Source organism: Pseudoalteromonas sp. DL2-H2.2 (genome assembly GCF_021532535.1).
GTDB classification, from domain to species: Bacteria; Pseudomonadota; Gammaproteobacteria; order Enterobacterales; family Alteromonadaceae; genus Pseudoalteromonas; species Pseudoalteromonas rubra_A.
Genome location: NZ_JAKGBD010000024.1, coordinates 19133 through 38944 on the forward strand (window position 1 = coordinate 19133; position 19812 = coordinate 38944).

Consider the following 19812-nt stretch of genomic DNA (forward strand, 5'->3'; position numbering starts at 1 on the left):
TTCTACTTACCGCCGATCTGCATATCCAGGATCCCGGCCAGAATGTTCCCTTCACGACCTAACTTAGTATGATAGACCTGCCGGTACGCCATCACGTTTTTCACGTAATCGCGGGTTTCCCGGTAGGGGATCAACTCGATCCATAGCTCTGCTGGCATGGCCTCTTGCGGGATCCAACGCTTCACACGGTGAAAACCGGCATTATAAGAAGCCGTAGCGAGGATCTCATTGCCCTTGTTCTTGCCCTTTAGGTAATCGAGGTAATCCGTGCCAAGACGAATATTGGTGGCGGGCCTCATCAGCTGCCGCGTAGATACCCTTGATTTAGCAACATATTTAGCCGTACTCGGCAAAAGCTGCATCAATCCGTACGCATCGGCGTGCGAGCGCGCATCGGGAGCGAATGAACTTTCTCTGCGGGCAATCGCAAAGCTCCACGCCAGGTCCACATCATTGCGTTCACTGTAGCGCTCAAACAGTTCATCGAAGGCCATCGGAAAACGCAGATCGACATAGTTCCACGCCTTGATCTGTGCCAGGGTATAAATGGTACTGTCATACCAGTCGAGCTCCGCGGCCAGCACTGAGGCCGCCAGCTTTTCAGCAGTGCTGGAGGTATTGGTCAGATAATTCCACTCGCGCCGGGCAGCGGTGAAACGCTCCAGCTCGTATAAGGCTTTGGCGCGCTTAAAGCCCGGCGCCTCAGATACTTTGGCGACGATGCTGGGCGGTACATTGAGTGGTTCGGCATTCAATTGCGCTGGTAACCCCAGCCGCGCAGCCGCCAGAAAACCATAGTAGTCGCGCTCCGGTGCTATCTGGCGCCACAGTGACTGCGCTTTATCCATCTGCTCACGTTTGGCATAGCTGTAACCCAGCCAGTATTTTTGACCATGGCTGAGGTTCTCCATGCCGGTGAACAGCACCGCGATCCCTTCCCAGTCCTGCTCTTTGAGCATATTGCTCATCAGCCACTGGCGCAGCTTTTTATCCTGTAACTCCTGAGGCACTTTATTGAGCCAGAACTTGGCCTGCTCATGACCTTTGGAGGCCAGCGCCAGGGCAAACCGATAGGCCACGCTATCTTGTTGCGCCTGACTAAAGGTGAACATTTCCTGCAACTTGTCCCAGGCCCGCAACGCCAGTTTAGGATCGCGCCAGATCAACCGCCGTACGCCATACACAGCAATTTCCGCCTCTTTGGCAGTGCGCTTCTTATATCGGTATAACCCGGCTGCAGCGCTGGGGTCGCGACGCACCTTAAGGTACAGATCGGCCAGATAGGCTTCATTACGCGGCAACAGGGTTTTTAAATACTTCAGCAACGAAGCCTGCCCGCCCTGCGCGGCGCGGGTGATCCTTTGCCACACCAGCGCTTGTGTCCGATACCCGGCTTTTTGCCACTGGCTAAACAACTTGTCGCAGGCTTTTGGCTGTGACTTGCCGACCACCCACAACGGCTCCACCTGATCCAAAATGGCTTTTTCCGGCGCGCCCAAGTCCAGCTGAAACTGTAAATAGGTGCACTTCAGCTCTGCATTACTGGTGTCCTGATAGTGCTCAATAAATAAGGCTTTTTTATTGCGCCGTTTGAGGTAATTCAGCCAGCTCTTCCGTACCATCCAGTCCAGCGGCGTGTGATCGTACACAGATAAAAAACGCCCTATCTCGTCCTGGTATTTAAGTTTGGGGTGGCGCTTATAGAAAGTCGCCTCGACATAAGGCTTGAGCGGATGATCGAGCTCGCCGAGCGAGCGCTTAAAAGCCTGATAATTACCACTCCAGGCCACCCGCTCTGCGTCTTTAAACGCCTGATGCGAGTCAGCAGCCTGACCCAGGTGACTCCAGACACCACTGCACACCGCAAGGCAGGTGGCAGCAATACGACTAAACCATAATTTCATAGTGCTTTAACTTTCATTCTCTTGATTGGCAGTCAATGTTCTGGGGCGTTTAAAATGCATGAAAATAAGGCCCACTCCAAAACACCTTCCTTTCTCTGAGTTCCCTGCCCGGGCGCACTGTGTGCACACTGAACAGCCCTGTGATTTACACCAGACTATTGTGCGGCAACTTGCCCGAAGCTTAACGTCCGGACGAACCCGTCACCCGGAAAATATTCAGCCAAACCACCTTAGCATTGTGCCTGACCCTTTGCAGTAAACCTGCGGTAAATTTTTCATTGCAATTTTCTTTTAAAGACGCCACACTGGATGAAATGACAACTCATCGTACCAGTGTAAAAACACGGGAGAACATGTATGTTAATGAAACGCGAGTCCTTTGTAGTGGATTTCTGCAAAGGCAAAATCGCTGAGTTTAAATTTTGTATGCCAGGTTCGGTCAACAAATTGTCTCAGCAAACCCTGCAAGATTGTCATGCGGCGCTCAAAGAGTTGGCGCAACGCGATGACATCGACGGCCTGATCTTTAGCTCCGATAAAGACCACTTTATTGTGGGTGCCGATATCTTCGAATTTCTGCCTACCTTTGACCGCCCGGAAGCCGAGCTGGTTGAGTGGATCAAAGCAGCCACTGACGTATTTGACGCGTTAGAAGATTTACCTTTCCCTACCTTATCTGCGGTCAATGGCCTGGCACTGGGTGGCGGCTGTGAGTGGGTACTTGCTACCGATTATCGTATTGCCTCTGACAGCGCCAAGATTGGCCTGCCGGAAGTAAAGCTGGGCATTATGCCGGGCTTTGGTGGTACTGTGCGTCTGCCACGCCTGATTGGCGCAGACAACGCGATGACCTGGATCACCACAGGTAAAGAGAACCGCGCAGCCGATGCCCTGAAAGTAGGCGCCGTGGATGCAGTGGTTGCTCAGGATAAGCTGATGAACGCGGCACTGCGTACCATGGAACAAGCGGCAGCTGGCAAACTGGACTGGCGCGCCAAACGTCAGGTTAAGCTTGACCCGCTGAAAATGAACCGCGTTGAACAAGGCATGAGCTTTGCAATGGCAGAAGGCATGGTGATGGCCAAAACCAAAGGTCACTACCCGGCACCTGTGATGGCGGTTAAAACCATCAAGACTGCTGCCAATATGGGTCGCGATGAAGCCATGGCCGTTGAGAACGCGAGCTTCGCTAAGCTGGCCAAAACCGCTGAAGCGGCGGCACAAACCGGGATTTTCCTGGCCGATCAGTACATCAAAGGCGTTGCCAAGAAACAAGCTAAGCAAAGCCAGACTGACATCAAACAAGCTGCGGTACTGGGCGCGGGCATCATGGGTGGCGGTATTGCTTACCAGTCAGCCTACAAAGGCACGCCGATTGTCATGAAGGACATCAGCCAGGGCGCACTGGACTTAGGTATGGGCGAAGCGGCCAAGTTGCTGGGCAAGAAAGTCGAGCGCGGCCACATGAAGCTGGACAAAATGGTCGGCACACTGGCGCAGATCAAACCGACGCTTAATGACCGTGACCTAGAAGGCAGTGACATCATAGTTGAAGCGGTTGTCGAAAACCCGCAGATCAAGAAAACTGTACTGGCGGGTCTTGAGGCACAACTACCACAAGGCACTATTCTGACCTCAAATACCTCAACCATTCGCATTGATGAACTGGCTGAAGGTCTGGAGCGTCCTGAGCACTTCTGTGGTATGCACTTCTTTAACCCGGTACCTAAGATGCCACTGGTTGAGATCATTCGTGGCGCGAAAACCTCAGACGAAACCGTTGCGGCTGTTGTCGACTACGCACTGAAACTGGGCAAGTCGCCGATTGTTGTAAACGACTGTCCGGGCTTTTTCGTGAACCGCGTACTCTTCCCTTACTTTGCCGGTTTCAGCCAGCTCGTCGTGGAAGGTGCTGACTTCACACAGGTCGATAAAGTGATGGAAAATGTCTTCGGCTGGCCGATGGGCCCGGCTTACCTGCTCGACGTTGTGGGTATCGATACAGCCAATCACTGTACTGGCGTGATGGCGGATGGTTTCCCAACCCGCATGGCACGTCAGGAAAAAGATCCGGTTGCTCACCTGGCCAACGCGGATCGCTATGGACAGAAAAACCAGAAAGGTTTCTACCAGTATGCGCCTGATCGCAAAGGCCGCCTGAAGAAGAGCAAAGACGCAGACGCCGTTGCCCTGCTGAGCGAGATTTGTGATGCACCGGCACAGTTTGACAAACAAACCATCATCGAGCGCTGTATGGTACCGATGATCAACGAAGTCCTGCTGTGTCTGCAAGAAGGCATTGTAGCCTCACCACAAGAAGCCGATATGGCGCTGATCTACGGCATTGGCTTCCCGCCGTTCCGTGGTGGTGCATTCCGTTATCTGGATCAACTGGGTCTGGCAGAGTTCGTAAAAATCGCCGATAAGTACGCACACTTAGGCGAAATCTATCAGGTGTCGGAGCAAACCCGTGAGTGGGCAGCTGCCGGTAAAGTATTCTACAAAGTGGAGGGTCAGTAACATGGAACAGGCAGTAATCGTAGATTGTATTCGTACGCCGATGGGCCGCTCCAAGGGCGGTGTGTTCAAACACAAACGTGCTGAAGACCTCAGTGCCCACCTGATGAAAGGCCTGCTGGATCGCAATCCGGCAGTGGCACCGGATTCTATCGATGACATTTACTGGGGCTGTGTACAACAAACCCTGGAGCAAGGTTTTAACGTTGGTCGTAATGCCGCCCTGCTGGCAGGTATTCCACACACAGTACCAGCAGTCACAGTCAACCGCTTATGTGGTTCATCCATGCAGGCACTGCATGATGCGGCACGTGCGATTATGACTGGCGCTGGCGATACCTACCTGATCGGCGGTGTTGAGCACATGGGCCACGTCCCAATGACACACGGTAACGACTTCCACCCGGGTCTGTCGACGTCGGTTGCACAAGCGGCCGGTGTGATGGGTCTGACTGCAGAATACCTGGCCACCCTGCACGGCATCAACCGTGAACAACAGGACGCCTTTGCAGTGCGCTCACATCAGCGCGCCCACGCTGCCACGGTTGAAGGCCGTTTTGCGCGTGAAATTTTACCAATGGAAGGTCATGATGCCGATGGTGCACCTGTGCTGGTTGAACACGACGAAGTGATCCGTCCGGAAACCACCATGGAAGGCCTGAGCCAGTTACGCCCTGTATTCAATCCGGCTTCAGGCACAGTGACCGCAGGTACGTCATCGGCTCTGTCTGACGGCGCTTCAGCCATGCTGGTCATGAGTGAATCAAAAGCCAAAGAACTGGGCCTGCCAATTCGTGCACGCATTAAGTCGATGGCGGTTGCAGGTTGCGATCCGTCTATCATGGGTTACGGTCCGGTTCCTGCCAGCCAAAAAGCACTGAAGCAAGCTGGCCTGAGCATTGAAGACATTGATGTGGCAGAGCTCAATGAAGCCTTTGCCGCGCAGTCTTTACCGGTACTGAAAGACCTCGGTTTGCTGGATGTGGCTGATGAGAAGGTAAACCTCAACGGCGGCGCGATTGCGCTGGGTCACCCGCTGGGCTGTTCAGGCTCACGGATCAGCACCTCTTTGATCCACATTATGGAAGACAAAGGCGCTAAGTATGGCCTGGCGACCATGTGTATTGGCCTGGGCCAGGGTATCGCAACTGTTTTCGAGCGCGTTGAAGACTAACCCGCACCGTATTCCCTAACCGTTTTAACTTGGTGACCAAGGCAAGCTGCTTCGTGTAGCTTGCCTTTTTTCTTGATCGGGTATCTGAACTTGCATATTTATTTGTCACTTCAGGCGCGTTAGAATAGGCGCTTTATTTTTAAAGGGTACCGCCATGAACTTTGACAACACTGACCATACTCTCGATGCGATTGGCTTGCGTTGTCCTGAACCCGTGATGATGATCCGTGGTAAGGTAAGAAAAATGCAGGACGGTGAAACCCTGTTGATCCTGGCAGACGACCCGTCTACCACCCGGGATATTCCCAGTTTCTGTGAGTTTATGGATCACACTCTGGTGGCGAAAGAAGTGGATAGCGTCCCTTATCGCTATCTGGTGAAAAAAGGAAAATAACTGCAAAGCTGGTGCAACAGCCCCACCAGCTCCTTTTATTCTCGAACTACACGAGAATTGGACATTCGATGCACGTGATCCAACCACGATCCCAGCTTGCCATCACGTGTTGATTTTGCCCACCATTAACAGCAGGTGTCGCCTGATGCGCAATGACTTGCTTTTCTGAAAGATTTTTTACCGTTTTTTTATTTAGTTTGATTTTCATTGTATTTCCTTGTTTTCATGCTGATTAACTCGAAATTAACAATAACAAAACAATTCAAAAAGCTCAATATTCAAGCGAAATAAATTCCCTATATTAATCACGCTGCACAATGATCTGTGGCGTAGCGCCTCTTAAGTCCAGTGAAATTCGATACCACCCCTTTCTGTCGGGCATAAATCCAAAGTAGTTGTACACAGTGTCACAGTCTGCTGCCAGCGGTTTACCCAGGCTCACTTTACCATCATAGCGAAAACCGCAGTTATAACCCGGCGTCCATTTCGCATCGGCAACTTTAAATTCGTACACTTTGCCTGGACTCATGAAGCGTACCCGAACACTGTACACTCCTGTCTGAGTCTGTGTTAGCCGATAGACTTCGTCTGCATCCCACAAAGTAAAATCGCCACGTAAATACATAGGCCTGTCCATCACAAGAGATGCACCGGTGCTCGTTGTCGCCTGCCCGGAGGAGTTATCCGCTGGCTGATGTGGGGCCGTCGAGCAGGCGCTTAAACCCAATGCCATTGCCAAAGCGATGATGTGCTGTTTCATTGTTAATCCCGATCACAAAAATAAAAGCCAGCACGAATGCTGGCTTGTTTTAAGATTGGCTGTCTCAGTTTTGTAAGACAGAGATGTCCGCCGTGTTGAGGAACAAGCGGCTCAGCTGGCTAAGCAGTGCGAGGCGGTTTTGCTTAACCGCTTCGTCGTCTGCCATCACCATGACGTTATCAAAGAAGTTGTCTACCGCTTCGCGCAGGCTTGCCAGACGCGTCAGTGCTTGCTGGTAATCCCCTTGCGCGTAAACCGGTGCCAGCTCAACAGTCAGTGCCGCTATTTCCTGGGCCAACTGCTGCTCCGCCGCTTCTGACAACAAGGCCGAATTCACCTCAGCGTCGCTGGTGATATTGTTCTTCGCCAGAATGTTGTTAACGCGCTTATTCGCCGCCGCCAGTGCGTCTGCCTGCTCCAGCGTTCTGAAGTGACTCACAGCTTTCACGCGGCGATCAAAGTCAACCGGCTGAGAAGGACGACGGGCCAGTACAGCCTGGATCACATCCACAGCAATGCCTTCATCCTGATACCAGGCACGGAAACGACCCAGCATAAACTCAAACACCTCTTCGGCCACATTGTTGTTAGTGAGCTTATCACCGAACAGTGTGCGAGACTTTTCGACCAGCGCATGAATGTCCAGCTCGAGCTCTTTCTCAACCATGATACGCAATGCGCCAATGGCAGCACGACGCAGAGCAAACGGATCTTTATCGCCTTTTGGCGTCTGACCAATACCAAAAATACCCACCAGAGTATCAAACTTATCCGCCAGTGCGACCGCACAACTGATTGGGTTTGACGGCAAAGCATCACCCGCAAAGCGCGGCATATATTGTTCATTCTGCGCGACAGCAACCTCTTCAGCTTCACCGTCGATACGTGCATAGTGCATGCCCATCACGCCCTGTACATCGGTGAACTCCATAACCATTTCGGTCATCAGATCGGTTTTACTCAACAAGCCTGCACGTTCAGCCAGCGCTTTATCGGCACCCAATTGCTCAGCAATAAAACCAGCCAAAGCTGCAATACGCTCAGACTTGTCTTTTAATGTACCCAGCTGTTTTTGGAATAATACCGTGCCCAGTGACTCCAGGCGGCTTTCCAGGGTTTTCTTCTTATCGGTTTCAAAGAAGAACTGCGCATCCGCCAGACGCGGACGAACCACCTTCTCATTACCTGAGATCACCACACTCGGATCTTTACTTTCGATGTTAGATACGAACAGGAATTTGTTGATTAACTTGCCCGACTGATCCAGCAGCGGGAAGTATTTCTGATCATCTTTCATGGTGTAGATCAGGGCTTCAGCAGGGACCGACAGGAACTCTTCCTCAAACGAAGCCACCAAAGTTACAGGCCACTCAACCAGCGACGTCACTTCTTCCAGCAGGTCTTCATCCATCGCCACAACCGCACCCAGTTTGTCAGCCTCTGCGTTGATCTGCTCACGAATGAGTGCCTTACGGGCTTCGTAGTCGGCAATGACGTACGCCCCTTTGAGGGTCTCAAATGCGTCATCAGCGTGGTTAATGCTGACCCGTTCAGGATGGTGAAAACGATGACCCTGAAGCTGGTTTGAAATGGTTTTACCTAATACTTCGCCAGATACAACTTCACTGCCAAGTAACGCAGCCACGGTGTGTACCGGGCGGATAAATTGCGTTTTGTTAGCACCCCAGCGCATGGGTTTTGGGATAGGCAGTTTAGCCAGTGACTTAGCAATGGCATCTGACAACAAAGCGCTCGCCTGCTGACCGGCTACGGTTGCGCGGTGTAGTAACCAGGCACCTTTGTCGGTTTCCAGAGTTTCGGCTTCTGATACTTCAATACCACAGCCACGCGCCCAACCCATCGCCGCTTTAGTCGGATTACCGTCGGCATCGAAGGCCGCTTTGGTTGCCGGACCACGCTTCTCAACTACTTTGTCCTGTTGCTGGGTTTGCAAGTTCGCTACTTTTAAACCCAGGCGACGTGGTGATGCGTACCAGCTAATGTCTTCAAATGCCAGCTCAAGGCCGGTCAGTTCCGCCTGCATATTCTCAGCAAATGATTCTGCCAGCTTACGTAAGGCTTTTGGTGGTAACTCTTCAGTACCAATTTCAACTAATAGATTTTCTGTGGTCATGATTAATCCTTACAAAGCGGGAATCCGAGTGCCTCACGGGCCTCATAATAAGCCTGGGCACACGCCTTAGACAGCGCACGCACGCGTAAAATATAACGCTGACGTTCTGTAACAGAAATCGCATGACGCGCATCCAACAGGTTGAAGGCATGCGATGCTTTCATCACCTGCTCGTAAGCTGGTAAAGGTAATCCCGCTTCGATCAGCTTCTGGCTTTCCAGTTCACACTGATCGAACTGCTTGAACAACGCATCCACATCCGCATGTTCAAAGTTGTAAGTCGACTGCTCTACTTCGTTTTGATGGAACACGTCACCATAAGTCACACGACCCATAGGACCGTCGGTCCAGATCAGATCATAGATGCTATCCACACCTTGTATATACATGGCCAGTCGCTCTAAACCATAGGTGATCTCACCCGTAACCGGCGAGCATTCCAGGCCACCAACCTGCTGGAAGTAAGTGAACTGAGTCACTTCCATGCCGTTAAGCCAGACCTCCCAGCCCAGACCCCAGGCACCCAGCGTAGGTGATTCCCAGTTGTCTTCAACGAAACGCACTTCATGAGTCAGGGTGTCGATACCAAGTGCTTGCAGTGAGCCCAGGTACAGCTCCTGAATGTTTTCAGGTGATGGCTTCAATACCACCTGGAACTGATAATAGTGTTGCAGACGGTTTGGGTTTTCACCGTAACGACCATCGGTTGGACGGCGACAAGGTTGTACATACGCGCTCGACATTGGCTCCGGGCCAATCGACTTTAGGAAAGTCAGAGGATGAAACGTCCCCGCACCCACTTCCATATCCAGTGGCTGCGCGATCACACAGCCTTGCTGTGCCCAATAGTCCTGTAAAGCCAGGATCAACCCTTGGAAGGTTTTGATATCGTATTTTTGCATAGTTGGCTTATTTTTGTATGGTACATGGAACCCAGTTTGGCCGAATCACTGCGGGCCAGTTTGGGCTAATAATGTCTGAAAATTATGCTCAGTATACCGCGAGCGCCGCGCTGTTTTAAGCGTTATCACTAAAAAAAGCGCGTAAAAAGGCGCTCACAGGTAAGTTGCTCAGCCCCTGAATTTTGTGCCGTTTCCGTAGCAACTCAAACCCTACTCGGTGACAGAGCCTATAACGTAAAAAGCCACTCGCGATGGAGTGGCTTTTTGTGGATTAGAGACAAGTCGTAACTTGTTTATACATCCAGATTCACAACGCGCAGTGCGTTTTGCTCGATGAAGTCGCGACGAGGTTCTACCTGATCACCCATCAAGGTTGCGAATAACTGATCGGCCGCAATCGCATCTTCAATGGTTACACGGAGCATACGACGTGCCGCAGGGTCCATAGTGGTTTCCCATAACTGATCCGGGTTCATCTCACCCAATCCTTTATAGCGTTGTGTATACAAGCCACGTTTGGATTCGGCAATCAGCCAGTCCAGTGACTCAGCGAACGTTTCGACCGGATGCGTCTTTTCACCCCGCTGCACATAGCCGCCTTCACTGATCAGGTGCGCTATCGCCTTACCCGTGTTTACGATACGAACATAGTCTTTTGAAGTGATAAAGTCATAGTTCAGCGTATAGGCCTTATCTACACCGTGCTGGCGAATGTTGACCACCGGGTAATACATATGACGCTCGTCATCGAAGCTGACTTCGGCACTGTAGATAGTGGCATCTTCGTCATACTTGTCTAAGTCAGCAACAAACGTTTGTATCCACTGCGTCACCTTAGTTTCATCACTCAGATCTGCTTCACTCAACTCATTCTGATATAAGAGACGAGACATCATCGCGCGCGGATATTTACGCGTCAGGCGGTCGATGACATTCAGAGTTTTCTGATAATCATGCACCATGTTTTCCAGACGGTTACCTGAGATGGCTTCTGCACCTTCGCTCGCATAGATACTTGCGCCATCCAGTGCCAGGGTAGTCAGGTAATCTGTCAGTGCATGGTCATCTTTAATGTAGCGTTCTTGCTTACCTTTTTTCACTTTATACAGTGGCGGCTGTGCAATGTAGACATAACCGCGCTCAATGATCTCAGGCATTTGACGATAGAAGAAGGTCAACAGCAGCGTACGAATGTGCGAGCCATCGACGTCCGCATCGGTCATGATAATAATACGGTGATAACGCAGTTTTTCTGGATCGTATTCGTCACGGCCAATACCACAGCCCAGTGCCGTGATTAGCGTGGCAACTTCCTGCGAAGACAGCATCTTATCAAAACGCGCCTTTTCAACGTTCAGGATTTTACCTTTCAGTGGCAAAATGGCCTGATTTTTACGGTTACGGCCCTGTTTGGCCGATCCGCCCGCTGAGTCACCCTCCACGATGTAGAGTTCAGATTCAGCCGGGTCACGTTCCTGACAGTCAGCAAGTTTGCCAGGCAGACCAGCTAGGTCCATGGCGCCTTTACGACGTGTCATTTCACGGGCTTTACGCGCCGCTTCACGGGCACGTGCGGCATCAATGATCTTGCTTACAACGGTTTTAGCATCACCTGGATTTTCTAGTAGATACTCTGTTAGCTTTTCAGCCATTGCTTGTTCAACGGCGCCCTTCACCTCACTTGAAACAAGCTTGTCTTTGGTCTGTGAAGAGAATTTAGGATCAGGCACTTTAACACTCACTACAGCCGTTAAGCCTTCACGCGCATCATCACCTGTCGCATTGCTTGCTGTTTTAGCTTTCTTGTTAAAGCCTTCTTTTTCCATGTAGTTATTTAGCGTACGAGTTAGAGCACTGCGGAAACCCGCTAAGTGCGTACCGCCATCGCGCTGAGGAATGTTGTTAGTAAAACAGTAAATATTTTCCTGAAAGCCATCATTCCACTGCATAGAAACTTCAACACTAATGCCGTCTTCACGCTCTGAAGTGAAGTTGAATACATTTTGATGAACAGGCGTTTTTTTACGGTTCAGGTATTCAACGAAAGCCTGAATGCCCCCTTCGTATTTAAAGTGGTCTTGCTTGTTCTCTTCACGCTCATCACTGAGGATGATGCTTACGCCAGAGTTCAGGAAAGACAGCTCACGAAGGCGCTTTGCAAGAATATCGTAGTGGAAGTTGGTGTCTGAAAAAGTCTCGGCGCTTGGCCAGAAACGTAACTCTGTGCCCGTGCTCTCAGCTTCACCAATGACACCCAGTGGCGCATCTGGTACACCCATAGTGTATTTCTGCTGATGCACTTTGCCATCACGGCGAATTGTTAGTTGTAGTTTTTCTGAAAGTGCATTTACAACAGAAACACCTACGCCGTGTAGGCCACCTGATACTTTATATGAGTTGTCATCGAATTTACCGCCGGCGTGTAGCACGGTCATGATGACTTCTGCCGCAGAGACCCCTTCTTCCGGGTGCAGTTCCGTTGGGATACCACGGCCATTATCGCGTACTGACACAGAGCCATCGGTATGGATGGTAACGAAGATATCGTCACAGTGCCCTGCTAACGCTTCGTCGATTGAGTTATCAACGACTTCGAAGACCATGTGATGTAGTCCAGTACCATCATCAGTGTCCCCGATATACATTCCCGGACGCTTCCTTACCGCATCCAATCCCTTCAGTACTTTAATACTCGATGAATCGTAATTATCAGACATGGTGTATTCCAATTATTTTGTTATTAAGCGGCCATGTTCCACGTGGAACATCTCAACATTTCGTTTCATGGGTTCCACAATGGCCTGGATACTTTCGGAGTTTATTGCAGTAATAAACAGCTGTGACTGACATTCTGCAAGTAAGTGCGCGATGCTAAGCATCGTATCCTGGCTTAACTCCGAAGGTAAATCATCGATCAGCAATATGGATTGCTTCTCGGTCTCGGCCTCAATCAAATTATTCTGTGCGATTTTTAACGCATAGAGGGTTAACTTTAACTGACCCCGAGACAGTATATTTTCAACGCCGTGACCATTTGCATAAAAATTAAAGTCGGCTTTATGCGGTCCCTTAGTTGTATAGCCAAGCTTGCTATCCCGCTCTAGCTGGGCATCTAGCACCTCGGCCAAGTCCCCTTTCCAGCCTGCGTCATAGCGCATTTCAAGGCCTTTAAAGATGGGGCTTATGACCCCTATCTTATCAAAAAAATGCCGCTCAAACCTACTTATATACGCCTTTCTGAACATATTTATTTGTTCCGCTAGGCGGACAAATTCTCGGTCCCAGGTGCGTATTTGAAGCTGGTACTGAACGGGCTTACTCTTGAGCAATGCGTTGCGCTGTTTGAGTACTTTATTGAAGTCTTTCCAGACACTATAAAACTGATGTTCCACGTGGAACACCCCCAAATCGAGAAACTTTCTTCGCTCTTTTGGCCCGCCAAAAAACAACTCATAACTCTCAGGTGTGATCACTTGCGTCGGCAGGATTTGTGCAAGTTCGGCTATTTTACGACTAGACTGACCCTGGATCCTGAGCTGAGTCTCACCTTGCAAATCTTTGCTGATGCCGATTGGGATCGACAAACTGTGCAGTTGCTTTTTACCATGCACAACGCACTTGGTCTGCTCATAACGGATCATGAGTTTATGTTTATTGGTTCTGAATGAGCGCCCGTTAGACAGGAAATAGATGGCTTCGAGCAGGCTGGTTTTTCCGCTGCCATTTTCACCTAGAATGATATTGATCTGATCGCTTGGTGAAAAAGCAAGAGCCTCAATATTGCGAAAGTTATTGAGGCTAATTTGATTTAAACTCATTTAAGAGCACACACCTAAAACTACAGGCGCATCGGCATAACAACATACATCGCAGAATCGTCGCTCGCGCCTTCAATCAGGGCACTGCTGTTGGTGTCTGCCAATGTAAATTGCACGTCTTCGGTTTTCAGGGTATTTAATACATCCAGTAAATAAGACACGTTAAATCCGATTTCCAGGTCATCGCCTTGGTACTCAACTTCAACGGTTTCTTCCGCTTGTTCCTGCTCCGGGTTGTTCGCACTGATCTTCAACATGCCATTCGACAGGTTGAGGCGCACACCACGAAACTTTTCATTCGACAGAATAGACACACGCTGAAATGCGCTGCGTAGCCATTCGCGATTCGCAATCACCAGCTTATCGCCACCACGAGGCAACACTCGTCGGTAATCAGGGAAACGTCCGTCCACCAGCTTACTGGTCAATGTGAACTCAGGGTCCAGAATACGGATGTGATTACTACCAAACTGAATGGTTAATGGCTCATCGTCTGCTGGTAACAAGCGCATGATTTCTTGCACGCCCTTGCGTGGGATGATCAGCTGACGTTGCGTGTTCAACGATGCTGCTAACTGGTGCTGCGCTATCGCGAGTCGGTGTCCATCGGTTGCGACTGTTTTAATCTCGCTATTATCGACCTCTAAAGACATCCCGTTCAGATAATAGCGGACGTCCTGATTGGCCATCGAGAAATGCGTGGCTTCCAACAACTGGCGTAGCTCAAGTCGGGTGATCTGAAATTCGACTTCGCCATCCCACTGTTCGAGATTCGGAAAATCTTCTGCGGCTAAGGTGGTCAAAGAAAAACGGCTTTGCCCGCTCGTTAGCAATAATTGATGCTCCTGACTGCTCAATTGCAGCAAAGAACCATCCGGCAAACTTTTACATATATCGAGTAATTTTTTTGCTGGCAACGTAATACTGGCATCTGCAACTTGCTCTTCCAGCGTCACATTCGCCACCAACTCAATCTCTAAGTCGGTGCCCGTCATCGATAACACGCCATTTTTCACTTCGACCAACACGTTGGACAATATAGGTAGCGTGTGTTTTCGTTCAATGGCACCCGAGACCTGCATCAAGGGTTTTAAAAACTGTTCTCTTGAAATCGTAATTTGCATACTAGGCCCTTAAGACGACAATGTACGGATCAGGTTTTGATAATCTTCTTTTACCTCGTGACTTTCATCACGCAGTGCTTTGACTTTACGGCACGCATGCAACACGGTTGTGTGGTCGCGCCCGCCAAAAGCATCACCAATCTCAGGCAAACTGTGGTTCGTCAGTTCTTTGGACAACGCCATTGCCACCTGCCTTGGACGGGCTACTGAACGGCTACGGCGTTTTGATAGTAAATCTGAAACACGAATACGGTAGTACTCAGCCACGGTACGCTGAATATTGTCGATGGTGACCAGCTTATCCTGTAATGCCAGCAGGTCGCGCAGTGCTTCTTTTACAAACTCAATAGAAATCGGCCGACCTGTAAAGTTCGCATTGGCGATCACCCGGTTTAATGCCCCTTCCAGCTCTCGCACATTAGAGCGCAGCTTTTTAGCAATGAAAAAAGCCACTTCATGCGGCAGATTAATATTACTCTGCTGTGCTTTTTTCATCAGGATAGCAACTCGGGTTTCCAGTTCAGGCGGCTCAATGGCAATGGTTAAGCCCCAGCCAAAACGAGATTTAAGCCGGTCTTCAACCCCTTCAATTTCTTTTGGGTATCTGTCCGATGTCAGAATGATCTGCTGGTTCCCCTCTAATAAGGCATTAAAGGTGTGAAAGAATTCTTCCTGCGATCGTTCTTTATTAGCAAAAAACTGAATGTCATCGATCATCAAAGCATCGACACTGCGATAGTAACGCTTAAATTCTTCAATGGCGTTATTTTGCAATGCTTTAACCATGTCCTGAACAAAACGCTCGGAATGCATATAAACAATTTTTGCGTCCGGCTTTTTATCTATGATGCCATTACCAACGGCATGTAACAGGTGAGTCTTACCCAGCCCGGTGCCACCATATATAAAGACAGGGTTAAACGCTGAACCCGGGTTATCAGCAACCTGGGTTGCAGCCGCCTTGGCTAACTGGTTAGACTTACCCTCAACAAAGTTATCAAAGGTATAGTTTTCTTTGATGTTGGACTTAACCCCGGATTTAGGAGCAGGTTCAACTTTAGCCGTACTAGAGGCACCCGCCGGCGATGCAGCCGGCTTAGCCACGCTTCCGGCCTGGGCGCTTTGGGCACTCTCGCCAGAAGCAGGGGCATGATTGACAGCACCGATTGGTTTACTGCCAACATCAAAACGCAGCTCCGGCGCCTCGTCACCACAGATCTCCGTCAGCAACTCGCTGATACGGTTTAAATACTTTTCTCTCACCCAGTCCAAAACAAACCGATTTGGCGCATAGATGGTTAAGGTATCTTCGGTACTTTCTGCTTGTAGTGGTCGCACCCACATATTGAACTGCTGAGAAGGCAGCTCATCTTGCAAAACATATAAACAACTTTGCCAAACCGACAGATACACGTCGCACTCCGAAATAGTTAATATTCCCGTACATAAAAACTCAGGATATCGCCAGATTTACCAACAAGGTTATACACAGCTAATCCAAAGGATCGACGGAAATGCTTGTTTATTATCATAAATACATAGGTGGAAGCCGGGTATTATGAAGGGATCTTATCCACAACATCAATATTGACTTTTTTAAAATTCAGGATCTTTCCTAGAAACAAACGCATCCGCTTGTTTTTGTTGGCATTTTATTTTTCACCTTGTTTACTGATCTTAGCAAAAATACGCCAGGATCTCATCTAAAAAACACGATCATTTTAAGTTTTCCAGAGGATGTTGCCACTTTTCACCCAGGCTGTGTGGAAAACCTCATTTCGATCCGATCTGAGTTGATCACACCCACATACACAGATCAGATCTGATCTCATGGCGCAAAATGGATCCACTAATGGGTCCACTATTGTGCGATTTTGATCCCACAATGATTGCTATAAAGGTATAATGCGCTGCGTTTACCTCAGGGGATAACCGCCAGAGTGACCGTTTTTTGTTATTTATGGCTAAAATCTATGCTTGATGGCGCGATTATGATTGACTTTCCTACGCCGCGGCATTAATATCTCGCGCTCGCAATGGCACCTGTGCCAGGATCGCGACCTGCATAGGATGTTTTAAACTTTAACCGATCGGATGGATTAGTTATGAAAAGAACTTTTCAACCTAGCGTTCTTAAACGCAAGCGTACTCACGGTTTCCGTGCACGTATGGCAACGAAGAATGGCCGTAAAGTACTAGCGCGTCGTCGTGCTAGAGGCCGTAAAGTACTTTCTGCTTAATATATAAGTGGAAGACTTTAGCTTCAGCAGGGAGTTACGTCTGTTAACTCCCTCGCATTACTCCCGAGTTTTTAACGAACCCGCTCGCGCAGCCACTCCTTATTTTACACTTTTAGCTAAACCCAATGATGTTGGACATCCACGTCTGGGACTTACCGTGGCTAAAAAACGTTGTAAAAAAGCCTGCCAACGCAATCGCATTAAACGTCTTGCCCGTGAAAGCTTTCGCCTAAACCGTCATAAACTGGACAATATTGATATTGTACTGATGGTCAAAACCGGCGTAGATGAGCAAACCAATGAAGAGCTCAGCAAACAACTGGCAAAATTATGGCGTAAAGTGAATGAGCGCTGTAAACCAGGTGCCCCTAAGCCACCCCCGCATAAACGTCCGGGTAAAAAGCGTCCAGCATCTAAGCAACGTAACCCCAAACCGACTAAACAGAACGATAAATAAATTCAAGTGTCACGACTTAGCCCATCCCGCATCGGCTATGCTCGCTACAATTTATTCAGTTCATCATACGGCGACTGTGGATCGACGATTAATCGAGTTCAACTTATTGTGATTTCGCTAAAATCGCATGGTGCTCAATGGCTATTTTGACCCCGATAAGGTAAAGTTAGCTCACCTTTTAATCGCCAATTTCCCGTTGTTTTTTTGGGAATTGGTTATCAGTTCTGACGGCATCACCATGAATCACTCCCCTTCCACACTATCATCGCGCCTGAGGCAGCAATGTATAAAGTGGATCCGGTGGCCATTTAAGGTATGCCAGACACTGATCAAAACACTGCTATTAGGTGTGATCCGTTTTTATCAGCAATTTATTAGTCCGCTGCTGGGACCACACTGTCGCTATACACCCACCTGCTCTCATTATGCAATTCAGGCAATTAATTTACATGGAATTGCAAAAGGGAGTTGGTTAGCGCTTAAACGCATATTAAAATGTCACCCTTTAAGTGCAGGCGGGTCTGATCCCGTGCCTGCTAAGTCAACGCAAGATAAACAACACGAGAAATAAGAGCTGTTATGGAATCGCAACGCACGTTTTTATTTATCGGCTTGCTGCTGGTTTCCTTTTTACTCTTCACAGAGTGGTCAAAGGAACAAACCGCAGCCAATGCTGATACCAGTGCCGTCACACAACAAGTGGCCGGCCCCGCAAACAATGACCAGGCCGACGTACCGGCTTCCAGTCAGGCTGATGTGCCAATGCAGGCCACTGTGGCTACTCGCTCAGTCATTTCGGTAACCACCGATGTACTGGCAGTGAAAATCGACACCCGTGGCGGTGACATTGTTGAGGCGAAATTACTACAGCACGCCGAAACCCATGGCAGCGACCAGCCTTACCTGTTACTGGGTGAATTTGAAGGCAAAGAGTACTTTGCACAAAGTGGTTTGATTGGCCTGAATGGCCCGGATGCATCAAGCCAGGGTCGCCCGGTCTATCAAAGCGAACAAACCAGCTACACATTAAACGGCGATGAGCTACGTGTACCGCTGACGTTTGTTGACAGCAAAGGCGTGCAGTTCAGCAAAACCTTTGTATTCAAGCCAGGCCAGTATGATGTCGCACTGGAATACGACGTAACTAACCCAACGGCAGATCCTGTTCAGGTGCAACTGTATACCCAAATCAAGCGCACGGTTCAGGAAAAAGGCAGCATGGTTGACCAGACTTATCTGGGCGCAGCCTATGGCACCAGCGAAGAGCCTTATGAGAAATACTCTTTCTCTGATATGGCCGACGCCAACCTGAATAAAAATACTCAGGGTGGTTACGTTGCCTTTATTCAGCACTACTTTGTTAGTGCCTGGGTACCAGGTCAGGAAAAGAACAACACCATTTACAGCTCACTGCGTAATAACAACAGCATCATAGGTGTAAAAGGCGAAGCAACCAATATTCAGGCTAATGGCACTGCACAGCTCACCGCCACTTATTATATGGGCCCTAAAGACACTGATGCGCTGGAAGCGCTGCATGAAGACCTAGATCTGACAGTCGACTACGGTTGGCTATGGTTTATCTCTCAGCCACTACTGAGCCTGCTGAAGTTCCTGCACAGCATTATCGGTAACTGGGGTCTGGCCATCATTGCGATTACCTTAATCGTAAAAACGTTGCTTTACCCACTTACCAAAGCGCAATACACCTCAATGGCTAAAATGCGTATGCTACAGCCGAAAATGCAGGCTCTAAAAGAGCGCTATGGCGATGACCGTCAGAAGTTCGGTCAGGCAATGATGGAGATGTACCGTAAGGAAAAAGTAAACCCTATGGGTGGCTGCTTCCCACTGTTACTGCAAATGCCTATCTTCCTGGCGCTATTCTATGTATTCCTTGAATCAACGGAGCTGCGTCATGCCGAGTTTATGCTGTGGCTGACAGACCTGTCGTCAAAAGACCCTTACTATGTACTACCCATCCTGTTTGGTGCCAGTATGTTCCTGACTCAGAAGCTGCAACCTATGACAGTGACGGATCCAATGCAGCAAAAGATGATGACCTGGATGCCGGTTATCTTCTCTGTGTTCTTTATCTGGTTCCCGTCTGGCCTGGTATTGTACTGGCTGGTCTCTAACCTGATCTCAATTGCCCAGATGCTGTATATCTATCGTGGCATGGAGAAAAAGGGCATGAAGGTCCGCGGTTAATACGCAATACAGATAATCAAGAAACGGTCCATCGCGGGCCGTTTTTTTATGCTCACGATAACATCCAACGGCATATCGGTCTCACAGTCTCACAGTCTCACAGTCTCACAGTCTCACAGTCTCACAGTCTCACAGTCTCACAGTCTCACAGTCTCACAGTCTCACAGTCTCACAGTC

Annotated in this window: 16 protein-coding genes; 7 read left to right on the forward strand and 9 right to left on the reverse strand. The window is 49.3% G+C overall.

Translation table 11 applies throughout. From position 1 onward, the window contains the following. Positions 1-2: 2 nt before the first annotated feature. Positions 3-1904: a transglycosylase SLT domain-containing protein gene (locus L1285_RS22955; protein WP_235414478.1), complete on the reverse strand. Its 1902-nt coding sequence runs from the start codon at positions 1902-1904 to the stop codon at positions 3-5. A 357-nt stretch (positions 1905-2261) separates the two neighbouring features. Between L1285_RS22955 and fadB the strand changes: the two genes are divergently transcribed. The 3 genes from fadB (at position 2262) to tusA (ending at position 5989) form a co-directional block, all read left to right on the forward strand. After that, positions 2262-4424, forward strand: coding sequence for a fatty acid oxidation complex subunit alpha FadB (gene fadB, locus L1285_RS22960; protein WP_235414479.1), 2163 nt, complete (start codon positions 2262-2264; stop codon positions 4422-4424). A 1-nt stretch (position 4425) separates the two neighbouring features. Further along, entirely contained in the window at positions 4426-5595 is a 1170-nt protein-coding gene (fadA, locus tag L1285_RS22965; RefSeq protein WP_235414480.1) for an acetyl-CoA C-acyltransferase FadA, read from the forward strand. Positions 5596-5749: 154 nt separating this feature from the next. Beyond that, a complete protein-coding gene (gene tusA, locus L1285_RS22970) occupies positions 5750-5989 on the forward strand; it encodes a sulfurtransferase TusA (RefSeq protein WP_046004752.1) in 240 nt (79 codons plus the stop codon). Positions 5990-6035: 46 nt separating this feature from the next. Here tusA and L1285_RS22975 read toward each other — a convergent pair whose 3' ends face one another. The 8 genes from L1285_RS22975 to dnaA form a co-directional block, all read right to left on the reverse strand. Continuing rightward, a complete protein-coding gene (locus L1285_RS22975) occupies positions 6036-6197 on the reverse strand; it encodes a hypothetical protein (RefSeq protein ID WP_235414481.1) in 162 nt (53 codons plus the stop codon). A gap of 93 nt (positions 6198-6290) precedes the next feature. After that, complete coding sequence (locus L1285_RS22980; protein WP_046004751.1) at positions 6291-6749, reverse strand: hypothetical protein; 459 nt, start codon at positions 6747-6749, stop codon at positions 6291-6293. 64 nt (positions 6750-6813) lie between these two features. Further along, a complete protein-coding gene (glyS, locus tag L1285_RS22985) occupies positions 6814-8883 on the reverse strand; it encodes a glycine--tRNA ligase subunit beta (protein ID WP_235414482.1) in 2070 nt (689 codons plus the stop codon). Between the two features lie 2 nt (positions 8884-8885). Continuing rightward, on the reverse strand, positions 8886-9785 hold the full coding sequence (gene glyQ, locus L1285_RS22990) for a glycine--tRNA ligase subunit alpha (protein WP_046004749.1): 900 nt from the start codon (positions 9783-9785) through the stop codon (positions 8886-8888). A 293-nt stretch (positions 9786-10078) separates the two neighbouring features. Continuing rightward, entirely contained in the window at positions 10079-12502 is a 2424-nt protein-coding gene (gene gyrB, locus L1285_RS22995) for a DNA topoisomerase (ATP-hydrolyzing) subunit B (protein ID WP_235414483.1), read from the reverse strand. Positions 12503-12514: 12 nt separating this feature from the next. Then, positions 12515-13603: a DNA replication/repair protein RecF gene (gene recF / locus L1285_RS23000; RefSeq protein WP_235414484.1), complete on the reverse strand. Its 1089-nt coding sequence runs from the start codon at positions 13601-13603 to the stop codon at positions 12515-12517. Positions 13604-13623: 20 nt separating this feature from the next. Beyond that, a complete protein-coding gene (gene dnaN / locus L1285_RS23005) occupies positions 13624-14727 on the reverse strand; it encodes a DNA polymerase III subunit beta (RefSeq protein ID WP_235414485.1) in 1104 nt (367 codons plus the stop codon). A 9-nt stretch (positions 14728-14736) separates the two neighbouring features. Next, positions 14737-16140 carry a chromosomal replication initiator protein DnaA gene (gene dnaA, locus L1285_RS23010; protein WP_235414486.1) on the reverse strand — a complete coding sequence of 468 codons (1404 nt, stop codon included), beginning with the start codon at positions 16138-16140 and terminating at the stop codon, positions 14737-14739. Between the two features lie 692 nt (positions 16141-16832). On the opposite strand from dnaA, the gene rpmH reads away from it, so the two are divergent. The 4 genes from rpmH to yidC all read left to right on the forward strand — a co-directional run bounded on the left by rpmH (position 16833) and on the right by yidC (position 19635). Further along, on the forward strand, positions 16833-16967 hold the full coding sequence (gene rpmH, locus L1285_RS23015; protein WP_010384852.1) for a 50S ribosomal protein L34: 135 nt from the start codon (positions 16833-16835) through the stop codon (positions 16965-16967). Positions 16968-16974: 7 nt separating this feature from the next. Beyond that, entirely contained in the window at positions 16975-17424 is a 450-nt protein-coding gene (rnpA, locus tag L1285_RS23020; protein WP_046004744.1) for a ribonuclease P protein component, read from the forward strand. A gap of 238 nt (positions 17425-17662) precedes the next feature. Further along, entirely contained in the window at positions 17663-17995 is a 333-nt protein-coding gene (yidD, locus tag L1285_RS23025; RefSeq protein ID WP_235414488.1) for a membrane protein insertion efficiency factor YidD, read from the forward strand. An 8-nt stretch (positions 17996-18003) separates the two neighbouring features. Beyond that, on the forward strand, positions 18004-19635 hold the full coding sequence (yidC, locus tag L1285_RS23030) for a membrane protein insertase YidC (protein WP_235414487.1): 1632 nt from the start codon (positions 18004-18006) through the stop codon (positions 19633-19635). Positions 19636-19812 lie beyond the last annotated feature (177 nt).

Excerpts from the sequence above, each read along its gene's own strand:
- L1285_RS22955 (WP_235414478.1), bottom strand. The coding sequence starts at position 1,904 with ATGAAATTATGGTTTAGTCGTATTGCTGCCACCTGCCTTGCGGTGTGC.
- fadB (WP_235414479.1), top strand. The coding sequence starts at position 2,262 with ATGTTAATGAAACGCGAGTCCTTTGTAGTGGATTTCTGCAAAGGCAAA.
- fadA (WP_235414480.1), top strand. The coding sequence starts at position 4,426 with ATGGAACAGGCAGTAATCGTAGATTGTATTCGTACGCCGATGGGCCGC.
- tusA (WP_046004752.1), top strand. The coding sequence starts at position 5,750 with ATGAACTTTGACAACACTGACCATACTCTCGATGCGATTGGCTTGCGT.
- L1285_RS22975 (WP_235414481.1), bottom strand. The coding sequence starts at position 6,197 with ATGAAAATCAAACTAAATAAAAAAACGGTAAAAAATCTTTCAGAAAAG.
- L1285_RS22980 (WP_046004751.1), bottom strand. The coding sequence starts at position 6,749 with ATGAAACAGCACATCATCGCTTTGGCAATGGCATTGGGTTTAAGCGCC.
- glyS (WP_235414482.1), bottom strand. The coding sequence starts at position 8,883 with ATGACCACAGAAAATCTATTAGTTGAAATTGGTACTGAAGAGTTACCA.
- glyQ (WP_046004749.1), bottom strand. The coding sequence starts at position 9,785 with ATGCAAAAATACGATATCAAAACCTTCCAAGGGTTGATCCTGGCTTTA.
- gyrB (WP_235414483.1), bottom strand. The coding sequence starts at position 12,502 with ATGTCTGATAATTACGATTCATCGAGTATTAAAGTACTGAAGGGATTG.
- recF (WP_235414484.1), bottom strand. The coding sequence starts at position 13,603 with ATGAGTTTAAATCAAATTAGCCTCAATAACTTTCGCAATATTGAGGCT.
- dnaN (WP_235414485.1), bottom strand. The coding sequence starts at position 14,727 with ATGCAAATTACGATTTCAAGAGAACAGTTTTTAAAACCCTTGATGCAG.
- rpmH (WP_010384852.1), top strand. The coding sequence starts at position 16,833 with ATGAAAAGAACTTTTCAACCTAGCGTTCTTAAACGCAAGCGTACTCAC.
- yidD (WP_235414488.1), top strand. The coding sequence starts at position 17,663 with ATGAATCACTCCCCTTCCACACTATCATCGCGCCTGAGGCAGCAATGT.
- yidC (WP_235414487.1), top strand. The coding sequence starts at position 18,004 with ATGGAATCGCAACGCACGTTTTTATTTATCGGCTTGCTGCTGGTTTCC.